This is a genomic window from Bradyrhizobium sp. MI1.10 (genome assembly GCF_055811035.1).
This window is the reverse complement of the sequence record NZ_JBVVPN010000079.1, coordinates 1-16,171: the sequence shown is the minus strand read 5'-3', so window position 1 is coordinate 16,171 and position 16,171 is coordinate 1. Positions and strand designations below refer to the sequence as shown.

Here is a 16,171-nt window from a genome sequence, read left to right as displayed (position 1 = left end):
GAGGCCGGATACATTGATGCAAGACCGCATCTGCCAGGTTGACGAAACCTCTTGCAACGCGCGGCCGGACCATACATCGGGTCATGTCCCCGGTGGTGGTGTAGCTCGGTAGAGCAAAGCCGCCCGAACGCGCGCCCCCAATAGCGCCGTAGCGGGCGGGCGGCTTTGCGGTGGTCACCGGCAGTTCTCCGGTAGGATCGGGTTGCGACACACCAACGCAACCAGAGGAACCACCGATGACCGACGAGATGATGAACCTGCGCACGCTGGTAGAGAAGACCCCGACGCCGATCTGCTCCGCGAGATGATCGGCTTTGCCGCCCAGCGCCTGATGGAGCTGGAAGTGGAAGGCCAGACCGGGGCGGCCTACGGCGAGAAGAGCCCCGAACGCCTGGCCCAGCGCAACGGCTACCGCGACCGGATCTGGGAGACCCGCGCCGGCGCGGTTGAGCTGCGCATCCCCAAGCTGCGCAAGGGCTCCTACTTCCCGGGCTTCCTGGAGCCGCGACGCATGGCCGAGAAGGCGCTCACCGCCGTGGTTCAGGAAGCCTATGTGCAGGGCGTCTCGACCCGCTCGGTGGACGACCTCGTCCAGGCCATGGGCATGACCGGCATCTCCAAGAGCCAGGTCAGCCGGCTGTGCGGCGAGATCGATGACAAGGTGAAGGCCTTCCTCGCCCGTCCGATCGAGGGCGACTGGCCGTATCTGTGGATCGACGCCACCTACGTGAAGGTGCGCCAGAATGGCCGCATCGTATCTGTCGCAGTGATCGTCGCGGTCGGCGTCAACAGCGACGGCCGGCGCGAGGTACTGGGGATGAACATCGGCCCCTCCGAGACCGAGACGTTCTGGACGGCGTTCCTGCGCAAGCTCGCCTGCCGCGGCCTGCGCGGCGTCAAGCTGGTCGTCTCCGACGCCCACGAGGGCATCAAGGCCACCGTAGCCAAGGTGCTCAATGCCAGCTGGCAGCGGTGCCGCGTCCACTTCATGCGCAACGCGCTGGCGCATGCCGGCAAGAGCGGGCGGCGGGTCGTCTCCGCGTTCATCGCCACAGCCTTTGCCCAGGACGATGCCGAGGCCGCCCGCACTCAATGGCGCAAGGTCGCCGACCAGCTCCGGCCAAAGCTGCCGAAACTCGCCGGCTTCCTCGACGAGGCCGAGACCGACGTGCTCGCCTATATGACCTTCCCACCGCAGCACCGGACCAAGCTGCACTCCACGGATGAGATGGACAAGCGATTTGTTCATGACCGAGATGACGATTGCAGAAATCGCGTACGTCCATTCTTTTGTTCGGCTGCGCCGCGGGCCATTCTTCCGTCCCGGCCATCGATCTCGCAGCCGCCGCGCGCAGGGGCGGTCAAGGCTGGCCGCGTTTGCGGCCACCGCAAGGCTTGGCCTTGACCGGCCCGAGCACGGCGGCATGCTGGCGTGGAACGGGAATACATTCCTGGCTGGCACTTGCCGTCAGACGGGATTACCCTCGGCGGGCGCGGGCGACCTCGTGGCGAAGCGTGGCGCATCGGCTGCAAGCGCCACCAGGCTGCCCTATTTTGCCTTGCCGACCTGAGGCGCCCGCGCGCCGGTTTTTGGCCGTGGTTTCCATTGCGTCACCAAGCGCTCGTAGCTTTGCTCCGCCTGTGCGGCAATCAACATCTCGCGGTCGCGCAATGCCTTGATGTTGTAGGCATACGCTTGCCCACGTCGGCTGCCTTTCTGTTGCGGATGTCCGGCTTGAAGCTGCATCGCGCGGGTCTTGATGGCGACCAGTGCCGGGCGCGCCCACAGGTAATCCTCGCGCTTCGTCAACAAATGCCAGCAAAGCACGGTGAGCTTCCGGGCCACGGCCACCGCGGCGATCTGATGGCCGCGCCGGGCTCGGATGCGCACGAAAAACGCATGCAGCGGACCGGGCGCCTTGGCCGCTGCCCAGGCCGCCTCGACCAGCATGGCGCGCGCGTGACTGCGGCCGATCTTGCTGATGCGGCCGTGATGAGCGGCGCCCAGTCCGGATTGCCGCACCCGCGGGTTCAGCCCAAAATAGCTCACCAGCTTCTGCGGGCTGTTGAACCGGCTTATGTCGCCGATCGCCGCCATGATGCCGGCAGCGACCGCCAAGTTGACGCCGGTGATCGTCATCAATCTGTTGACCGCGGAATCGTCTATGGCGTCCTGCGCGATCTCGCGGTCGAGCAGGGCCAGATCTTCCGCCAGCCGGTCAAGCTCGCGCACGTGCCGATCGATCGCTGCGCGCTCATCGTCCGGCAACGGTTGGGCGGCCAACCACGTCCGGCCGCGGCCGTTGAAAAGATCGGCATGCGGGCACTTCGGGATCAGGTGCGCGTGCAGGATCGAATGGACCTCGTTTTTGAGCCGCGTGCGATGCCGCACGACCTGGTAGCGCCGCGCCACCAGCCGACGCTTGCGTTCCGTCTCCGCGTCAGGCGTCCAGATCTGCGGCAGGTACCCCGCCGCCTGCAGACTGGCGAGCGTGCCGGCATCAATCTTGTCGGTCTTGACGTGAGCCTGGGCGATCGCCTTCACCTGCAGCGGATTGGCGATAATCACCCGTGCCACGAACGGAGCCAGAACCCGGGATACCGCCATGCTGTTGCCGGTCGCTTCGACCACCACCTCATCACTGGCCAGCAGGGTCTTGCCAAATCCTTCCAATGCAGTCCGCGTCATATCAATGCGGCCCGCATGTCGGAGCCTGCCATCTTCCCAAACCACCACCTCCCCGAAAGTTCGGTGGACGTCGATGCCAATCACCCGTCGCATTCGCACCTCCTGCCAATCAGACCACAGAACGGGAGCTACGGGCGACACGACAACTACGGATTCGCGCTCTCAGCGCAACCGGGCGAGTCGCAGAGGCGGCCAGCTACTAACTCGAGCTCGCGGCTCATCGAATGCATCGGCCTGCCCGCACCTTTCGTGCTCCCGGTGCCTCTGTCCCGATGGTCGCACCATACGCTACGATCCTGAATATCGCAGCGGAACATCGGCACCGAGAAACTCTCATACCGGTTACCAACCCGATCGAGCGTCTCAACGGTGAGATCAAACGGCGGACCGAGGTGGTCGGCATCTTCCCCAACGAGGACGCCGTCGTTCGCCTCATCGGCGCGATCCTGCTCGAACGAAACGAAGAATGGGCGGTTCACTGTGCCCGTTATGACAATGGAAGCAGTCGCCGTTGCGCGATGATTCGAGCGTCAGCCTCACGGCTCTCGCCAGCTGACCTACCCGGCTCTCGCCGGAAACGCGGTGATCCGCCGCCAGCTACACCACGCCACGGGACACGATCTCTTTCGCCCAGGATATTTCGAATCTTCGTGTCAGGGGGATCTGTGTTGAACTGGGAAAATCGTTTCAGAATGGCCGCCGAACAGCCTAAACAATGCATCTCGCCGGCACCATGCAAGCGCTCGATCTGAGACAGCTCTGGGACGCCATGCGTGGACTTTTGTCCTCTATCAACGCTCGATTGGCCGTCGCATCTTGTTGAGATGCTGACGGCGCCTTACGGTGAGCTGTGGGACTCCTGCTTTGATTCTGACGGGGCTCTCGAAGCATCGACCCCTGCTTTCATCGGCTGTGATTATCCAATGGCTACCCAGATCCACGCAGCTGGTAGGAAGCCTGGGACTGCACACTTCGACTGTCGTGTAGCATGGCTCCGATATTCCGAGGCTGCCTTATTGAGGACGATCTGATGGCGTTAACGCCGCATGCTGATGGACTGTTCCAGTTCAGCCGGTCCTCGCGGATTTCCGCGTAACAGAGAGAGCATGTGACTGTGAACGACACGATGAAGCACATCAGGCGTTCGTTACGCGTGTTCGGCGGAATTGCTCTCGTCCTCGGCGTCTCGTCCGTGCTCGGACCTAACAATGTGCGATCCGAAGCCCTCAAAGGCTTTGGCGTTGGAGCGACGGGCGGCCTTGGAGGCGAGGTAGTTCAGGTCAGATCAGCCAAAGATCTGACGTATGAGCTGTGTCGTTCCTACAGCTTCGGGTACTGCAGTAACAATACCCCGCGTGAGATCCAGGTAATAGGAACTATAGACTTTACTGCCACGGAAGGGCGAGGCGAAGGGCAGGGTTGCCAATATGGCCGTGCTTGTTCGGCACCTTACAAGCGTGAATCCCTTCTTCTTATGGATGGCAACGACGCGCATTGCGATGGGAAGGAGAAGATGTTGGTCGGCTTCGACAGGGCCGGTAAGCGTCCGCTGGAAATCGGCTCAAACAAGACAGTGATCGGTGTTGGCCCGAACGCTACAATGAAAGGGAAGGGGCTGCGCCTGAATGCGGTCAGCAACGTCATTATTCGCAACCTGACCATCGGTGATATCAATAGCGGCGTGATATTTGCCGGCGATGCTATTGCAATTGCACGAGCCGACCTGGTTTGGATCGACCACAACCGGTTTCATAACGTCGGGCGGCAGATGATTGCCGGCGGCTTTGGCCCGACGACGAACATTACGATTTTCTGGAACGACTTCGATGGCAGCGATACCTATTCCTCCTATTGTAACGGAGAGCACTATTGGAATCTCCTGTTTCTCGGTGTCCCGCAGACGATTACCATCGTAAATAACTATTTCCATGAGATCTCGGGGCGGGCGCCGCACATTGACGGTGCGCAGGGCATTATTCATCTCGCTAACAATTACTTCCACAATACAAATGCGCAACAGAGCGGCGGATTTTCCATGCGGTGGACGCTGGACCATCTGTGCAAGCACTGATCGAGGGTAATTACTTTGACAACATTGAAACACCTATAAAGACTGGTAGTGGACATATCTTTGGCTTCCTAGGCAAAGCCAGCGCGACCGTGCAGAGCATCTGCTTCAGCGTGCTCGGACGTCGGTGCATCGAGAACATCGCGATCCCAGTGCCGCGGATCAACGGCTTTCGCCTGGATCAAACCGTAATTCAATCGTTTGGAGCTCTTCCAAGGTCATCTATTCCTCTTCCATTTTCAGCGGAGGATGTTCCGGCAGTGATCACGGCCAGGGCAGGTCCCGGACACCTTGAGAACCGGTGATAGCTCGTTCGCAGACGCGGCTCGAGACTGGGCCGATTGCCGCAAATAGTTGGCCAGAAGGCGCGTACTGGACGAGAACGGCACGCATGCCGGACCTTGCACGCGGGCGGTATGGCCTTCTTCGGGTGCCGAGCTTTAGAATCCCTGTCGATTGTGCGCGCTATGCCTTTCGCCGCCGGCCTAGGCGCTCGTCTCAGATTGTTACGTCGGGTTTTGGTGGGGTCGGGTTGAAAAGGATGGGAGGCGGCATCGACTTCATGGCAAACTGTTCGAATTATCATCCGATCCGCGACCTGACGGACGTTCACAGCTCCGTTTTCCGTCTGGCATGGTGCTTGCTCAAGAGCACCCGTAGCGCGAGGTTCGCCTTCGAAACCGAGTGACACGCGCCCTCGTCCGCGTAAAGAATCCGCAAAACCTGGAAAAATTCGCGATGAATGAAACAGCTTCGAGCGAGAGTGGCATTCCACCGACCGACGTCGTCGAGCGCGCAGCGCGCATCGGTGTTGAAATCAGAAATATCAAGCTCTCGGGTGATTTGCCGAGCAAAACCGTCGCTGCGATCAACAGCTTGCTGCTCGAACACAAGGTGATCTTCTTCCGCGATCAGGCGCATCTTGACGACCCGGAGCAAGAGCGTTTTGCTGCTTGTTTGGGAAAGCTGGTGCCGCATCCGACACTCGGTGCGATCAATGGAACGACCTCGATCATCGAGCTTGATTCCGCGCGCGGAGGTAGCCGGGCGGATGTATGGCACGCCGATGGAACCTTTCTCGCGGCGTATCCCAAACTTGCGGTGCTGCGAGCCGTTGTGATCCCATCGTCGGGCGGCGATACGATTTGGTCGAACGCCGTGGCCGCCTACCTAGATTTGCCGCGGCCGCTCCAACGGCTTGCCGACGAACTCTGGACCGTTCACAGCAACGCCTTCGACTACGCTGGGACCTGCCGTGTTCGCGAAATCGACCAGAAGCATTTTGACGAAGTCTTTACCAAAACGATTTATGAGACAGAGCATCCGGTGGTCCGTGTACATCCCGACACCGGCGAGCGCGCGCTGGTGCTCGGCGATCTGGTGCAAAGGTTTGTCGATATTCCGAAACGCGACGGTCAGAAGCTGTTTGATCTATTCCAGTCCCATATCATGGCGCCCGAAAACACCGTACGCTGGAGCTGGAAAGAAGGCGACGTCGCGATCTGGGATAACCGCGCAACGCAGCATTATGCGGTCAATGATTACGGTGATCAGCATCGCGTGGTTCATCGTGCCACAATCGATGGTGACGCGCCCGTCAGCGTCGATGGCCGATGCAGTGTAACGCGCCTCAAGTCGACGAAATACCCCTCCACGACAGTTGCCTAGCAGCTCGGCAATTCATCGATAATGCACTGCTCTTATCGCATGTTCGCGCGAATAGATATTTGCGAAGAAAAGTTCACCGAGCAGAACGCCGCGCGCAATTGGATGGGAGGGGCTAACGCGCCGCAGACTCGCGAGCCGACCTCCTTGCTGAAGTGAGATGCTGAAAGCTCATCTCAAGCCAGCGGAAATTGATTCAGTATTCAAGTAGCGCAAGTCATCCGGCCGCGGCAGCTTGATTTGCCGCGGAGGATACGTGTCCGCCGACCTTGTGCATCGGCTTTCGGCCAGCGTCACAACCGTCGGGCAGAAATAGCGCGAGTCTGAGGCAGCGAAGCAATGTGGCTGCCGCAAGAGCAGCATTCGATTGAACAAATGAGCACCAGAGATCAATTCCGCGGCCGGAGGGTGTAGATCTTGCGCAATACGACGCGGCCTACCGCTCGTAGACGAAGCAGCAAGGCTCTAACCTACCATTCCCAACAGCATACTACCTTGGACATCACGGCTAAGTTTACGCGGTACCCGGCTTCGCGTCAGGAGCACAGCGATACCCAAATCGCCGTGATGAGTGGGCCCAAGCCGTTAAAAAGGACGATTGTGATATCGACTACATTGCCAATTCATGCGAGTCTCAAGGCCTTAAAAAAACACCGACGTAGATACCAATATATTCAGGGCGTGTCCCGTTTGTGGCGTGTAGGTAATGCTTGTCGGGTGATTGATGTACGTCAGCCCTACGGTAGTATATATCCCGGGCGCCAGATGGGCCGTATACAGTCCCGAAATTGCCGTGCTGTCGCGGTGCGCCAGCTGCTCTTTGGCCATTGCAGCGTCCACTGCGAAGTGGCTCCAGATGGTGTTGCTGACAACAAGACTCATCTGATCAGTGGGCCGGCCGTCAAATAGGCCTTTCGCATACAGGCGAAGCTCGTAATACTGACTAGCCCTATTCAGGTCAGGCGGAGCGTACATCGCAGAGAACCCGCCGTAGATTCCGCGAGATGCCGAGCTGTAGGCGGCAGACTGCCAGAATTGCTTGTCCGCAGCTACGTAGTAGACGGTGTTCGCCTTGGCTGTTGCTTGCGTCGGATGCCCTAGGTCCGTGTAGCTGCTGTTGTTGAAGCCCGCGCCAGCCCGCAACCACGTCTCCAGCACACCTGGAATAGGCTTGTTCCTATACGCAAGTTCATCAAGCAAAAGAATGCCTGCGTCGCGCGTGCTCCAGTTCAGGCCAGTGGGATTCTCGCTTACATGCGCATATTGACCAGCTGGACTGACCGAGCGCTGGATTGAGAACTTGTTATATAAGCGATCATCAAAATTGTACTTGAGGTTAAGAGCAGGCGTTGGCGCCCAATTGTTGCTTATGCCTGCTTGAAAAAGCATTTTCGACGAGGGTCCAAACACCTTGTCGCCGGCGCCCGCAAACTCATGTTGGTTCCTGAGATAGCCCACTTTGAGCTCGATTTTCCTGTCGAAGAAGGTTTGATAGTAAGAAAATGCATTGAGTCCCAGTCGGTCTGGCCCGGCGCTCTTCCATGTCCAGTATTGATGCTCGGCTCCGACCACGATCTGGCCATCGGAAATGCCGAACCTAGCGAGGTCATAGGTCACGATCATCGAGTTGACCGTACTAAATGTCGGATTCTGGCCAACGTATTGCTGATTGGCGATGGTGCTTCTGGAGGCATTGCCGAGCTCATCGTTGACAAACGTGTTTAGAGTCCAGCCAGCAAATCCAATCCCGAGGTCCGAAAGCTCGGATCTGACAGAAGCTACGTCCTGATTTATCGTGTCCGCAGCACCAGGAGCAGTGAACGCGCCACCTTTTTCGCGGAGGTTATCGAGTTTTGCGAATGGATCGGTCTGCGTTTGGATTCCGCTCTTGGCAGTCTCGAGGGCACTGTCGCGCTTTGTCGTGGACGTAGCTGTTTTCGACAGGAAGCTCCCAGAAAGGCGCGCTGCTCCCTTGGGCCGCCCGCTTCGGAATGTCATGGCCGGATCCGAAATTGTTCTGCTTGTTGCCTCGTCGAGCTCATCGGGGCTGTGGCTTCTTGGGCCAGAGATCTCGCCACTCCGCGCGGCCGAACTGCTGGCGAGACTAGCTATCAGACAAAGGACAATACGACTTCCTGGCTTCGCAGTTGGTCCAGACATGAAAGCAACAACGCCAGCCGGGTGCGCTTGCATGAATAGCTGCGTTATAACGCAATGATGCATGGTGATTTTCGCGTCCGTCGATTTGAATAAAGTGCACTTCCACTGACGGCCTAGAGCGGATGTCAAATCTTGCCCCTCAATGCGGTGGGTGACGCTTGACACCAGGTGGCCTATCTATGTCAGCGAGACCGCTCAGCCTTGCGCGCTATCACCACAGCGGCGCCGCTTGGCCTACGTGTGGGTACACAGCGCAAAACGACCCAGTCGCTCGGTCGTTAATCGAAGGCGAGCTTCTGCTGCAGGGTGTCGACATTGGCGGGCTGGCTCGGTGTGCGCGTTCGCTAGCAAGAGATTGGTGGCCGATACACGGAGCCCAGCGACCTTGCGACAAACCTGCTGGCAAAACGAAAGAAAATAGTTTTGAACAGAGAGCAGCGGCAATAGCGGAGCTCGCACAACAACACGCCCGATCCAAGAAACGCCGCTCGCAGCTCGGCCGATGGGATGAAGCACAGGCAGGCAGCAGGGGCTAACATCCTTGACGGCCCGTAAGCTCGCCGCCACAAACTCTCGAGTGGCTCTCATGGGAAGATGGAGAACACGATTGGAGACAGTTTGGTACCTGGGGACGGCGAGACAAAACATCCATCAGCTCCATTGATCGATGAAATCTATATCGCGTGGCGACTTCTTATGCGGCCGAGCGAATTTCACCGCCACTGACTGGCATGTGTCCGTGGTCTCCATCAATTGCTAGGTTTGGTAGTTGACTGAGCGGGAGGTCGGCTGTCGCTGCGCGAATCGCAGCTAATGTGTCGCTCGACTCCACAGCGCCCCGGCGTTCACGGCCGATCGGTATGGCAGCGTCGACGGGTGAATTCTAGGCGTCGCTTCGATGCACGTCGCGCGAAGCTCTTACGGGGAACGATCTTTTCGAGAACCGTGATCCCGCCGGATCTGGTTATAGTTGTTGCGCTCGACTATACTTTGCGCCGTATCACGCAGTATTTCGGCTGCGACCGCTGGAGCCAAGGGTCAGATGTCCTTGTTCATCCCGACGGGCTCGATCAGGGTTTTCGATCCGGAAGCCCCTAAACGCCGAGATATCATCATCTCCGACGACATAAGATGATCCGTTCTCGATCTCCAGTTGGTTGGCGGCGTCGCGCAACCAGTCATCGTCCCCATCGACGTCCGTGGCTACACGGCTAATGGCGGTGATGGGATGAAACTTGTATGGTCATGCTGCTTGGGCGAGGAGCGTTGTTGTCGGAGTGTCCAATTCCCGGCAGCAGTGCGTCCAGCTCGTCTTCGCGCCGCGGGCCAGGGCGAGTCTCCGCCGCACAGCTTCGCACGGCGTCGTTGACCGATTTGGAGCTGGTTGTGAGTGTGCCAGGTGAGCGAACGCATTCCTCAGGCTTCCTGCGCGTGCAGCAAAACGTGATGCATTTCATCCAATCATTGCGTTGGCTGGTCTGAACAGAGGGGGGCGCGAAGATAACAATCGAATGCGGCTGCCACAGCCCGAGTGAGAAAACGATGCTCCGGCCTCACGCGGATGAATCCCTTTTCCATTTCGACGATCCCATCCTCAGCGAGCATTGCCAAGCGTTCGCCTGAACCGAGGAAACCCACCGGCTCAAATCCATGAGCATCGCCAATTGCCGCCACGTCGACCTCGAAATCGCACATTAGCCGCTCAATGATCGCGGCCCGGACGCGGTCTTCAAGGCTGAGACAGTAGCCCCTTGACGTCGCCAGACGGCCGGCGTTGATTTGGCCGCTGTAGGACCCCGCTGTAACTTCGTTCTGGACGTAACCCTCGCCAAGCCGGCCGATCGCCGACGGTCCGAAGCCGATCACTTTATTGCAGGTGTCGGCCGAGTAACCGAGTGAATTCCGCCGCAGGCGACCGGCTTTCTGCGCCAGCGCGAGCTCATCGTCCGGCAAGGCGAAATGGTCGAGTCCGATCTGGCGGTAGCCAGCTGAAGTCAGTGTATTGGCCATCGCGGCTGCTTGTTCTGCACGGGCATGGCTGTCTGGCAGCGCTGCCTCGTCGATCAGGCGCTGATTCTTCTTGAAGGAAGGAACGTGCGCGTAGCCGAACACCGCAAGCCGGTCTGGTCGCATGGCCAGCGCCGTTGTCGCGGTCTGAACGCAGGACTGCACCGTCTGACTTGGCAGACCGTAGATGAGGTCGAAGTTGACGCGCATTATTCCATGCTGCCGCAGCGATTCGACAACGCGCTCGGTTTGTGCCTCACTCTGGACCCGGTTGATGGCTTTTTGGACAATTGGATCGAAGCTCTGGACGCCGAGGCTCGCGCGGTTCACGCCGGCAGCCGCCAACCCTTCGCATGTGGCGAGCGTGAACGTGCGCGGGTCGATCTCAACAGCAATGGCGGCCGTGTTCGAAATCGCAAAGCGGCGGCGCAGAAGCTCCATCAACCGCCGGAATTCCGTTGGCTCGATGAGGGTCGGCGTTCCGCCGCCAAAGTGGACGTCGCTCACAGGCAGCGGTTGCGCAAGGTGCGCCGCGACCAAATCGATCTCCTTACGAAGAACCCCCAAAAAGTCGAGGATAGGAGAATGCCGGCGAGTGATGCTTCGAGCGAAGCCACAATACCAGCAAATCGATCGGCAGAACGGAATGTGGAAATAGAGCGACACCGATTGATCAAGCGGCAGATGCTGCAGCCATCTCTCACAGGCGTCGGCGCCGACTGCTTTGGAGAACTGGGCTACAGTTGGATAGATGGTGTACCACGGAAGGCGAGCATCGTAATACGTGCTTAAGATCGAGGTCTGCAAGGATTGTTATCCCATGTTTACGAAGTTTTCCGTCGCAAGCGAATTGTCTTGCATCCCTTTGCTTGCCAAGGGCGATCGGGACTGTCGCTAGGCATTGGGAGCTTGCGTGACGGCCGATCTGCCGAAGAAACGCGCTGTCGGATAACAATCCGCTCCCCTCGGACACAGAGAACAAGTTCTGCAAGCGAGATACTCGGATCAACACGGCCACGGCGAGGTCCCCAATTCGTCCGCCTCGATAGTCTTATTCTTTGGCAACGAGACACCCACCAGGGCCGTTTATGCTGCTAGAGCTCGAACTGCTCCACGATTGACTCGTGCGAGGTTCAATGACCAACATTGATACGGTCCCGTATTCTCCATCAACTGACAAGGTTGGTAGTTGATTCTGCGTGCGTATTCCCCATCGGTCCAGGAATAATGCGTCCGCTTGGCTCCGTCCCGGTACGTAGTGAAATTCGCCAATGGAGGGATTGTCGGTGGGCGTCTTCATGGGTCCCTCGCAGAAGAAGTCCTTTCATGCGTCCGTTACTCGGCGGCAATATCGCTACGAGCGAAACGTTTCTATCGGCGGCTCTCGCGCAGCTGGCGTGAGGAAATGAGCCGGGTAGGTGAGCGAGAACGGATGGGTGCAATTGAACAGCCGGCCGCCTCAGAGGCGCCGCCGGTTTTGCACAGACGTCAAGGCACCTACGTTGGTGTTAGCCGTTTTCGTGTGTCTGTGCACCGCAGGAGCCGACCTTTTAAGCGACGTCAGGCAATATCTCGCGAGGGCAGCTCGTCAAGCCGCTCCAACGCTAAGCATGGCGTCGCCCGACCACAGGCCATTCTATACGAGGTTCTTTCGGGAGAACGGGCGAGCGATCGAATAGTGGAGCTATCTGGTACTCACCGCTTCACCTTCCTCCGTTTCATCTCCGCGGTCAGCTCAAACCTATCGAAGCCGGCGAGGAAACTCGCGCCTTCGTCTAAACCCGGAAGGTCCGATCACAGTCGGAGCACCACCGGGCTCACCCCCGGACACGTCGTACCTCGATGATTTGCCGAGTGTTCAGTCCCAGGCCAGCTCTCCACACGTCGGTCGCAGATATCGAAAGTGGTTGAGGATCAAGCGGCTTCACTCGGCTCGTGTAGTTCGTTGGGCGCGGCGTTGTGCCGAAAGTTCCGAACACCGGCGCAAACGAGGACGGCGGGCGCTTCCCCAAAAACGCGTACCCGAAAACGAGGCTCAACAAGCGGAATGCTCTCTTCTCTCCAATTCAGCGCATCCGGCCTCTTGAAATTGGATGACTTGATGTACGATCGATCCCTCCTGCCGCGAACGTTCTACTGGAGGCCACTGTTCGTCGGATAGGCACAAATCGCGCGAAACCAATAGCCCGAATGAACCGACTACGGCGGCCTAGACCCGGGAGATCGCGGCGCCCATAGCTCTAGACGGTATTCCTGACCGCCTCAGCTAGGATTGCGTAAAGGTGCCGCTTGCTCATTTCCTGAGGCCGCGTTTCTAGCGCCGTTTGCGGCCGCTTCTTTCGGACGCGATCGCGGCGGGCAGCCATCGACGTCGGCCCTCGCTTGGGGACCGATCTAATCTTGGGTTTTGCTGTTGGTGGCTTGTGACCTCGAGTGAGACCCAACCGAGTCAGCCTGCCGCAAACGGCGTTGCGACTGCACTCGAGATGACCTGCGACCTGCGCGGCGCTCTGTCCCTCGGACCAGAGCTGTTTCAGCTGTGCCAATTCTCTTCTATCCCAGCGCATGGAAGATACTTTGTTGCCAGTTCGGACGTCCGTCACCTCGCGCAATGTAAGTGGTCGAGTGGCAAAGGGGCTGCCTGCCCGAGAAAATGACGATAAGCGGCTGGGTGCCACAGCTGCGAGTACTTGCGGCTTGATGTTGACTACCACAAAGGACGCGTTCGCGCGCCTCCCAATCCTGATAGGGGACTTCGCTCGCCTTTCCATTATTCTTCGTCGACAGTGACCGAACCAAAGTCCGTAGCATGATTTCAGATTCCGGAGCTCGCGCGAAGTCGAGCCATGAACATGCGTGACACATCGTTAGTGCACCACCCAAGCTCGTCGTGTTTCGAGCGAGCTTCCCCGCGAACTCTAGACAGCGCACTCAGCTGATCCAGCAAAAGTGCAGGCCAATGTCAGCGAGACAATCATGACAGCGTTATCGGCAGAAAGCGCCTGCGAGAGCACTGATATCCCGCTGAGCCGCCTTGATGTAAGCGAACCCAAGCGCTTCGAGGATGATACCGTTTGGCCTTATTTCGAGCGGCTGCGAAGGGAAGATCCCGTCCATTATTGCGAAAACAGCCCATACGGACCATATTGGTCGATAACAAAATACCGCGACATCATAGCCGTGGACTCAAATCACACAACATTCTCATCAGAGCGAAGCGTCACAATAGTCGACCCTCCGGAGGAGTATTGGACCCCCAGTTTTATCAAAATGAATCCTCCTCTCCATGCTCAGCAGCGTAAGACTATCAGTCCGATAGCGGCATCGGAGAACTTGGCAAACCTTGAAGGCTTGATCCGCTCGCGGGTTCAGAAGATTTTGGACGGTTTGCCGCGCAACGATACCTTCAACTGGGTCGACAGGGTCTCGATCGAGTTGACGACCCAAATGCTGGCCACGCTGTTCGATTTTCCATTTCAGGATCGGTGGTTGCTGACCTACTGGTCGGACGTAGCTGCCTTGACCCCACAAATGGGCGACCAGATCGACAGCTGGGAAAAGCGAAAGGTGGTGCTGTCGGAGTGCCTGGACTATTTTACGAGGCTTTGGAGCGAACGGATCAATTGTGAGCCGCGCGGTGACCTGATCTCGATGATGGCGCATTCACCGGCGACCCGAAACATGGAGCCCCGCGAGTTCCTGGGGAACCTCATTCTGCTGATTGTTGGAGGTAACGATACTACGCGCAACTCAATTACGGGGGGCGTCTTGTTCATGAGCCAAAATCCATCCGAAATGCGAAAACTCCGGGATGATGCTTCGTTGGTGTCCGGCGCGGTATCCGAGATTATACGATACCAAACGCCCATTGCACACATGCGCCGGACCGCTGTGGATGATTTCACGATAGGCCACAAGCGAATCAGGCGAGGCGACAAAGTTGTGATGTGGTACATCTCTGGCAACCGAGATGACGAGGTCATTGCGAGAGCCAACAGCTTCATCATCGATCGGGAAAATGTACGGCAACATCTCTCTTTCGGATTTGGGATTCATCGCTGCGTGGGTAGGCGCCTTGCCGAGCTGCAGCTGAAAATCCTGTGGGAGGAGATGCTGAATCGATGTTTGGAGGTAAATGTGGTCGGCGAACCGGAGCGAGTTCAATCGAATTTTGTGCACGGTTATTCCGCACTGCCGGTGCAGATCCCAGGTTAGTCTCGGCTGCGGCCGACCTTCAACACTGTCATGCCGTTCAGAGCCGGCGGTTAGGACCAACGACTTTCTGGAGACAGTTCTCTAGGTAAAGTTCACCGGCGTTGCGTGACGGGCTTACGGTTGTTTCGAAGGTTGCGGGCAGAGGCCGCTATCGTGTCGAGGATTTTGGCCGGGCGGCTACGATACTCTTCACGGCCTGCAGGAGCCGTGCCAGCGTTCAAAGTCTCGGGAAGCAGTCCGTCCAGTCGATGAACTGAATGACCAGACGGGCCATACGAGGGGGGCTCACTTCATGTGAAGACGAGGACAAGCAGGCTCGAGCAGAGTAGCGCAAATCCGGCTGCGGTCAGCCCGAGGAAACTGCTGGAGACAAGATCATGACTGCCCATGAACGACCTCTGCGGCGAGGAATAGAGATCGGCAATCGCCGCTCCGCTTCCCTTTCTGGCCAATCTCGGCATTGTTATTCAATGAGCCGCATAATTCCTGCTGGTCTCGGGGCACGGCGCACTTTTCCAGCAAGATCGAGCGACAGTTCGCCGCGTTCCGGCGGGCATCCTCGTTTTGTGCTCTCGTGGTTGCAAACGGATCGCTCCGCCAGAAGCTGAGTAGACCAGAGCATCTTGACAGCAAAACTCACTCAATCGTGCCGTCAGCGTTTGAGCGCTTGCAGGATTGAGCGCCCATCTGAACCGCCGCCGCGGGTTTGGCGGAGGCTCCAAGTCTTGAGAAGGTGGAGCCATGACAAGCAAGACGACGACAAATGTTCACCCGAGCCCGAGCCCGAGGGGTTCGTATAGCTCTGTATCAGGCCAACGAGCACAGGTCGCGCTGGACGACGGTGACTTCCATTGCGGCCAAGATTGGCTGCACGCGCAGACCTTGCATGACTGAGTCAAGAAGGTTGAGATCGACAGTGGGCAGCGGGCCGGCGTTCCGACCGAGCTGGCCGAGAAGCCCAAGGCTCTGGAACGGAAGAACGCGAGCTTCGCCAGCCAACGAGATCCTGCGTAAGGCAAGCGCTTATTTTGCGACGGCGGAGCTCGGCCGCCGGTCCAAGCCATGATCGCATCGACGATGATCGTGCGGGGCATGGGGTCGAGCCGATCTGCAAGATGTTGCCGATCGCCCCCTCGACCGTAAGCGTAGCGCTGCGGCCCTTTTGAATGACGCTTGACGTCTATTTTGTTCGCGTAGCGCGTCGCCGCGGTTTCCATGTGTCGTACAACGCGTTTACGGCGGCCTCGAGGGCATTCCGGTCGATCACGTTGGGATCGAACCGCTCCGGACTGCGGATTCCGGGGATTGCGGCCAGGGATTCCGATTGAACGCGACCATGCATTCCGATCGAAGGCGGCCACCTGTTC

Annotated in this window: 7 protein-coding genes, 2 pseudogenes and 1 other annotated feature; of the genes and pseudogenes, 5 read left to right on the top strand and 4 right to left on the bottom strand. The window is 58.4% G+C overall.

The window, feature by feature from the left end; genetic code table 11:
- Positions 1–236: 236 nt before the first annotated feature.
- Positions 237–1,237 (top strand): annotated as a pseudogene (locus AC0L3K_RS38715) (IS256 family transposase); the annotation flags it as partial.
- A 312-nt stretch (positions 1,238–1,549) separates the two neighbouring features.
- Here AC0L3K_RS38715 and AC0L3K_RS38710 read toward each other — a convergent pair.
- The gene (locus tag AC0L3K_RS38710; RefSeq protein ID WP_473368030.1) at positions 1,550–2,764 is read right to left on the bottom strand and encodes an IS110 family RNA-guided transposase; all 1,215 of its coding nucleotides are present in this window, start codon (positions 2,762–2,764) and stop codon (positions 1,550–1,552) included.
- A gap of 260 nt (positions 2,765–3,024) precedes the next feature.
- Between AC0L3K_RS38710 and AC0L3K_RS38705 the strand changes: the two are divergent.
- The 3 genes and pseudogenes from AC0L3K_RS38705 to AC0L3K_RS38695 form a co-directional block, all read left to right on the top strand.
- Positions 3,025–3,245: pseudogene (locus AC0L3K_RS38705) on the top strand (transposase); the annotation flags it as partial.
- Between the two features lie 552 nt (positions 3,246–3,797).
- The gene (locus AC0L3K_RS38700; RefSeq protein ID WP_473368029.1) at positions 3,798–4,760 is read left to right on the top strand and encodes a pectate lyase family protein; all 963 of its coding nucleotides are present in this window, start codon (positions 3,798–3,800) and stop codon (positions 4,758–4,760) included.
- A gap of 735 nt (positions 4,761–5,495) precedes the next feature.
- On the top strand, positions 5,496–6,425 hold the full coding sequence (locus AC0L3K_RS38695; protein ID WP_259219364.1) for a TauD/TfdA dioxygenase family protein: 930 nt from the start codon (positions 5,496–5,498) through the stop codon (positions 6,423–6,425).
- Between the two features lie 639 nt (positions 6,426–7,064).
- Here the strand turns inward: AC0L3K_RS38695 and AC0L3K_RS38690 are convergent.
- From AC0L3K_RS38690 to AC0L3K_RS38680, 3 genes are all read right to left on the bottom strand, one after another.
- Positions 7,065–8,420, bottom strand: coding sequence for a carbohydrate porin (locus tag AC0L3K_RS38690; RefSeq protein ID WP_473368028.1), 1,356 nt, complete (start codon positions 8,418–8,420; stop codon positions 7,065–7,067).
- A 1,623-nt stretch (positions 8,421–10,043) separates the two neighbouring features.
- The gene (gene hemN, locus AC0L3K_RS38685) at positions 10,044–11,396 is read right to left on the bottom strand and encodes an oxygen-independent coproporphyrinogen III oxidase (RefSeq protein ID WP_473368027.1); all 1,353 of its coding nucleotides are present in this window, start codon (positions 11,394–11,396) and stop codon (positions 10,044–10,046) included.
- A gap of 1,433 nt (positions 11,397–12,829) precedes the next feature.
- Entirely contained in the window at positions 12,830–13,156 is a 327-nt protein-coding gene (locus AC0L3K_RS38680) for a GcrA family cell cycle regulator (protein WP_259219365.1), read from the bottom strand.
- Positions 13,157–13,565: 409 nt separating this feature from the next.
- Between AC0L3K_RS38680 and AC0L3K_RS38675 the strand changes: the two genes are divergently transcribed.
- The gene (locus AC0L3K_RS38675; protein ID WP_204513589.1) at positions 13,566–14,804 is read left to right on the top strand and encodes a cytochrome P450; all 1,239 of its coding nucleotides are present in this window, start codon (positions 13,566–13,568) and stop codon (positions 14,802–14,804) included.
- A gap of 1,020 nt (positions 14,805–15,824) precedes the next feature.
- Positions 15,825–15,937 (top strand) — a sequence feature (AL1L pseudoknot).
- Positions 15,938–16,171 lie beyond the last annotated feature (234 nt).

What these genes read in the sequence shown, in the direction of transcription:
- AC0L3K_RS38695 (WP_259219364.1), top strand. Translation starts at nt 5,496, where the DNA reads ATGAATGAAACAGCTTCGAGCGAGAGTGGCATTCCACCGACCGACGTC.
- AC0L3K_RS38690 (WP_473368028.1), bottom strand. Translation starts at nt 8,420, where the DNA reads ATGACATTCCGAAGCGGGCGGCCCAAGGGAGCAGCGCGCCTTTCTGGG.
- AC0L3K_RS38680 (WP_259219365.1), bottom strand. Translation starts at nt 13,156, where the DNA reads ATGCGCTGGGATAGAAGAGAATTGGCACAGCTGAAACAGCTCTGGTCC.
- AC0L3K_RS38675 (WP_204513589.1), top strand. Translation starts at nt 13,566, where the DNA reads ATGACAGCGTTATCGGCAGAAAGCGCCTGCGAGAGCACTGATATCCCG.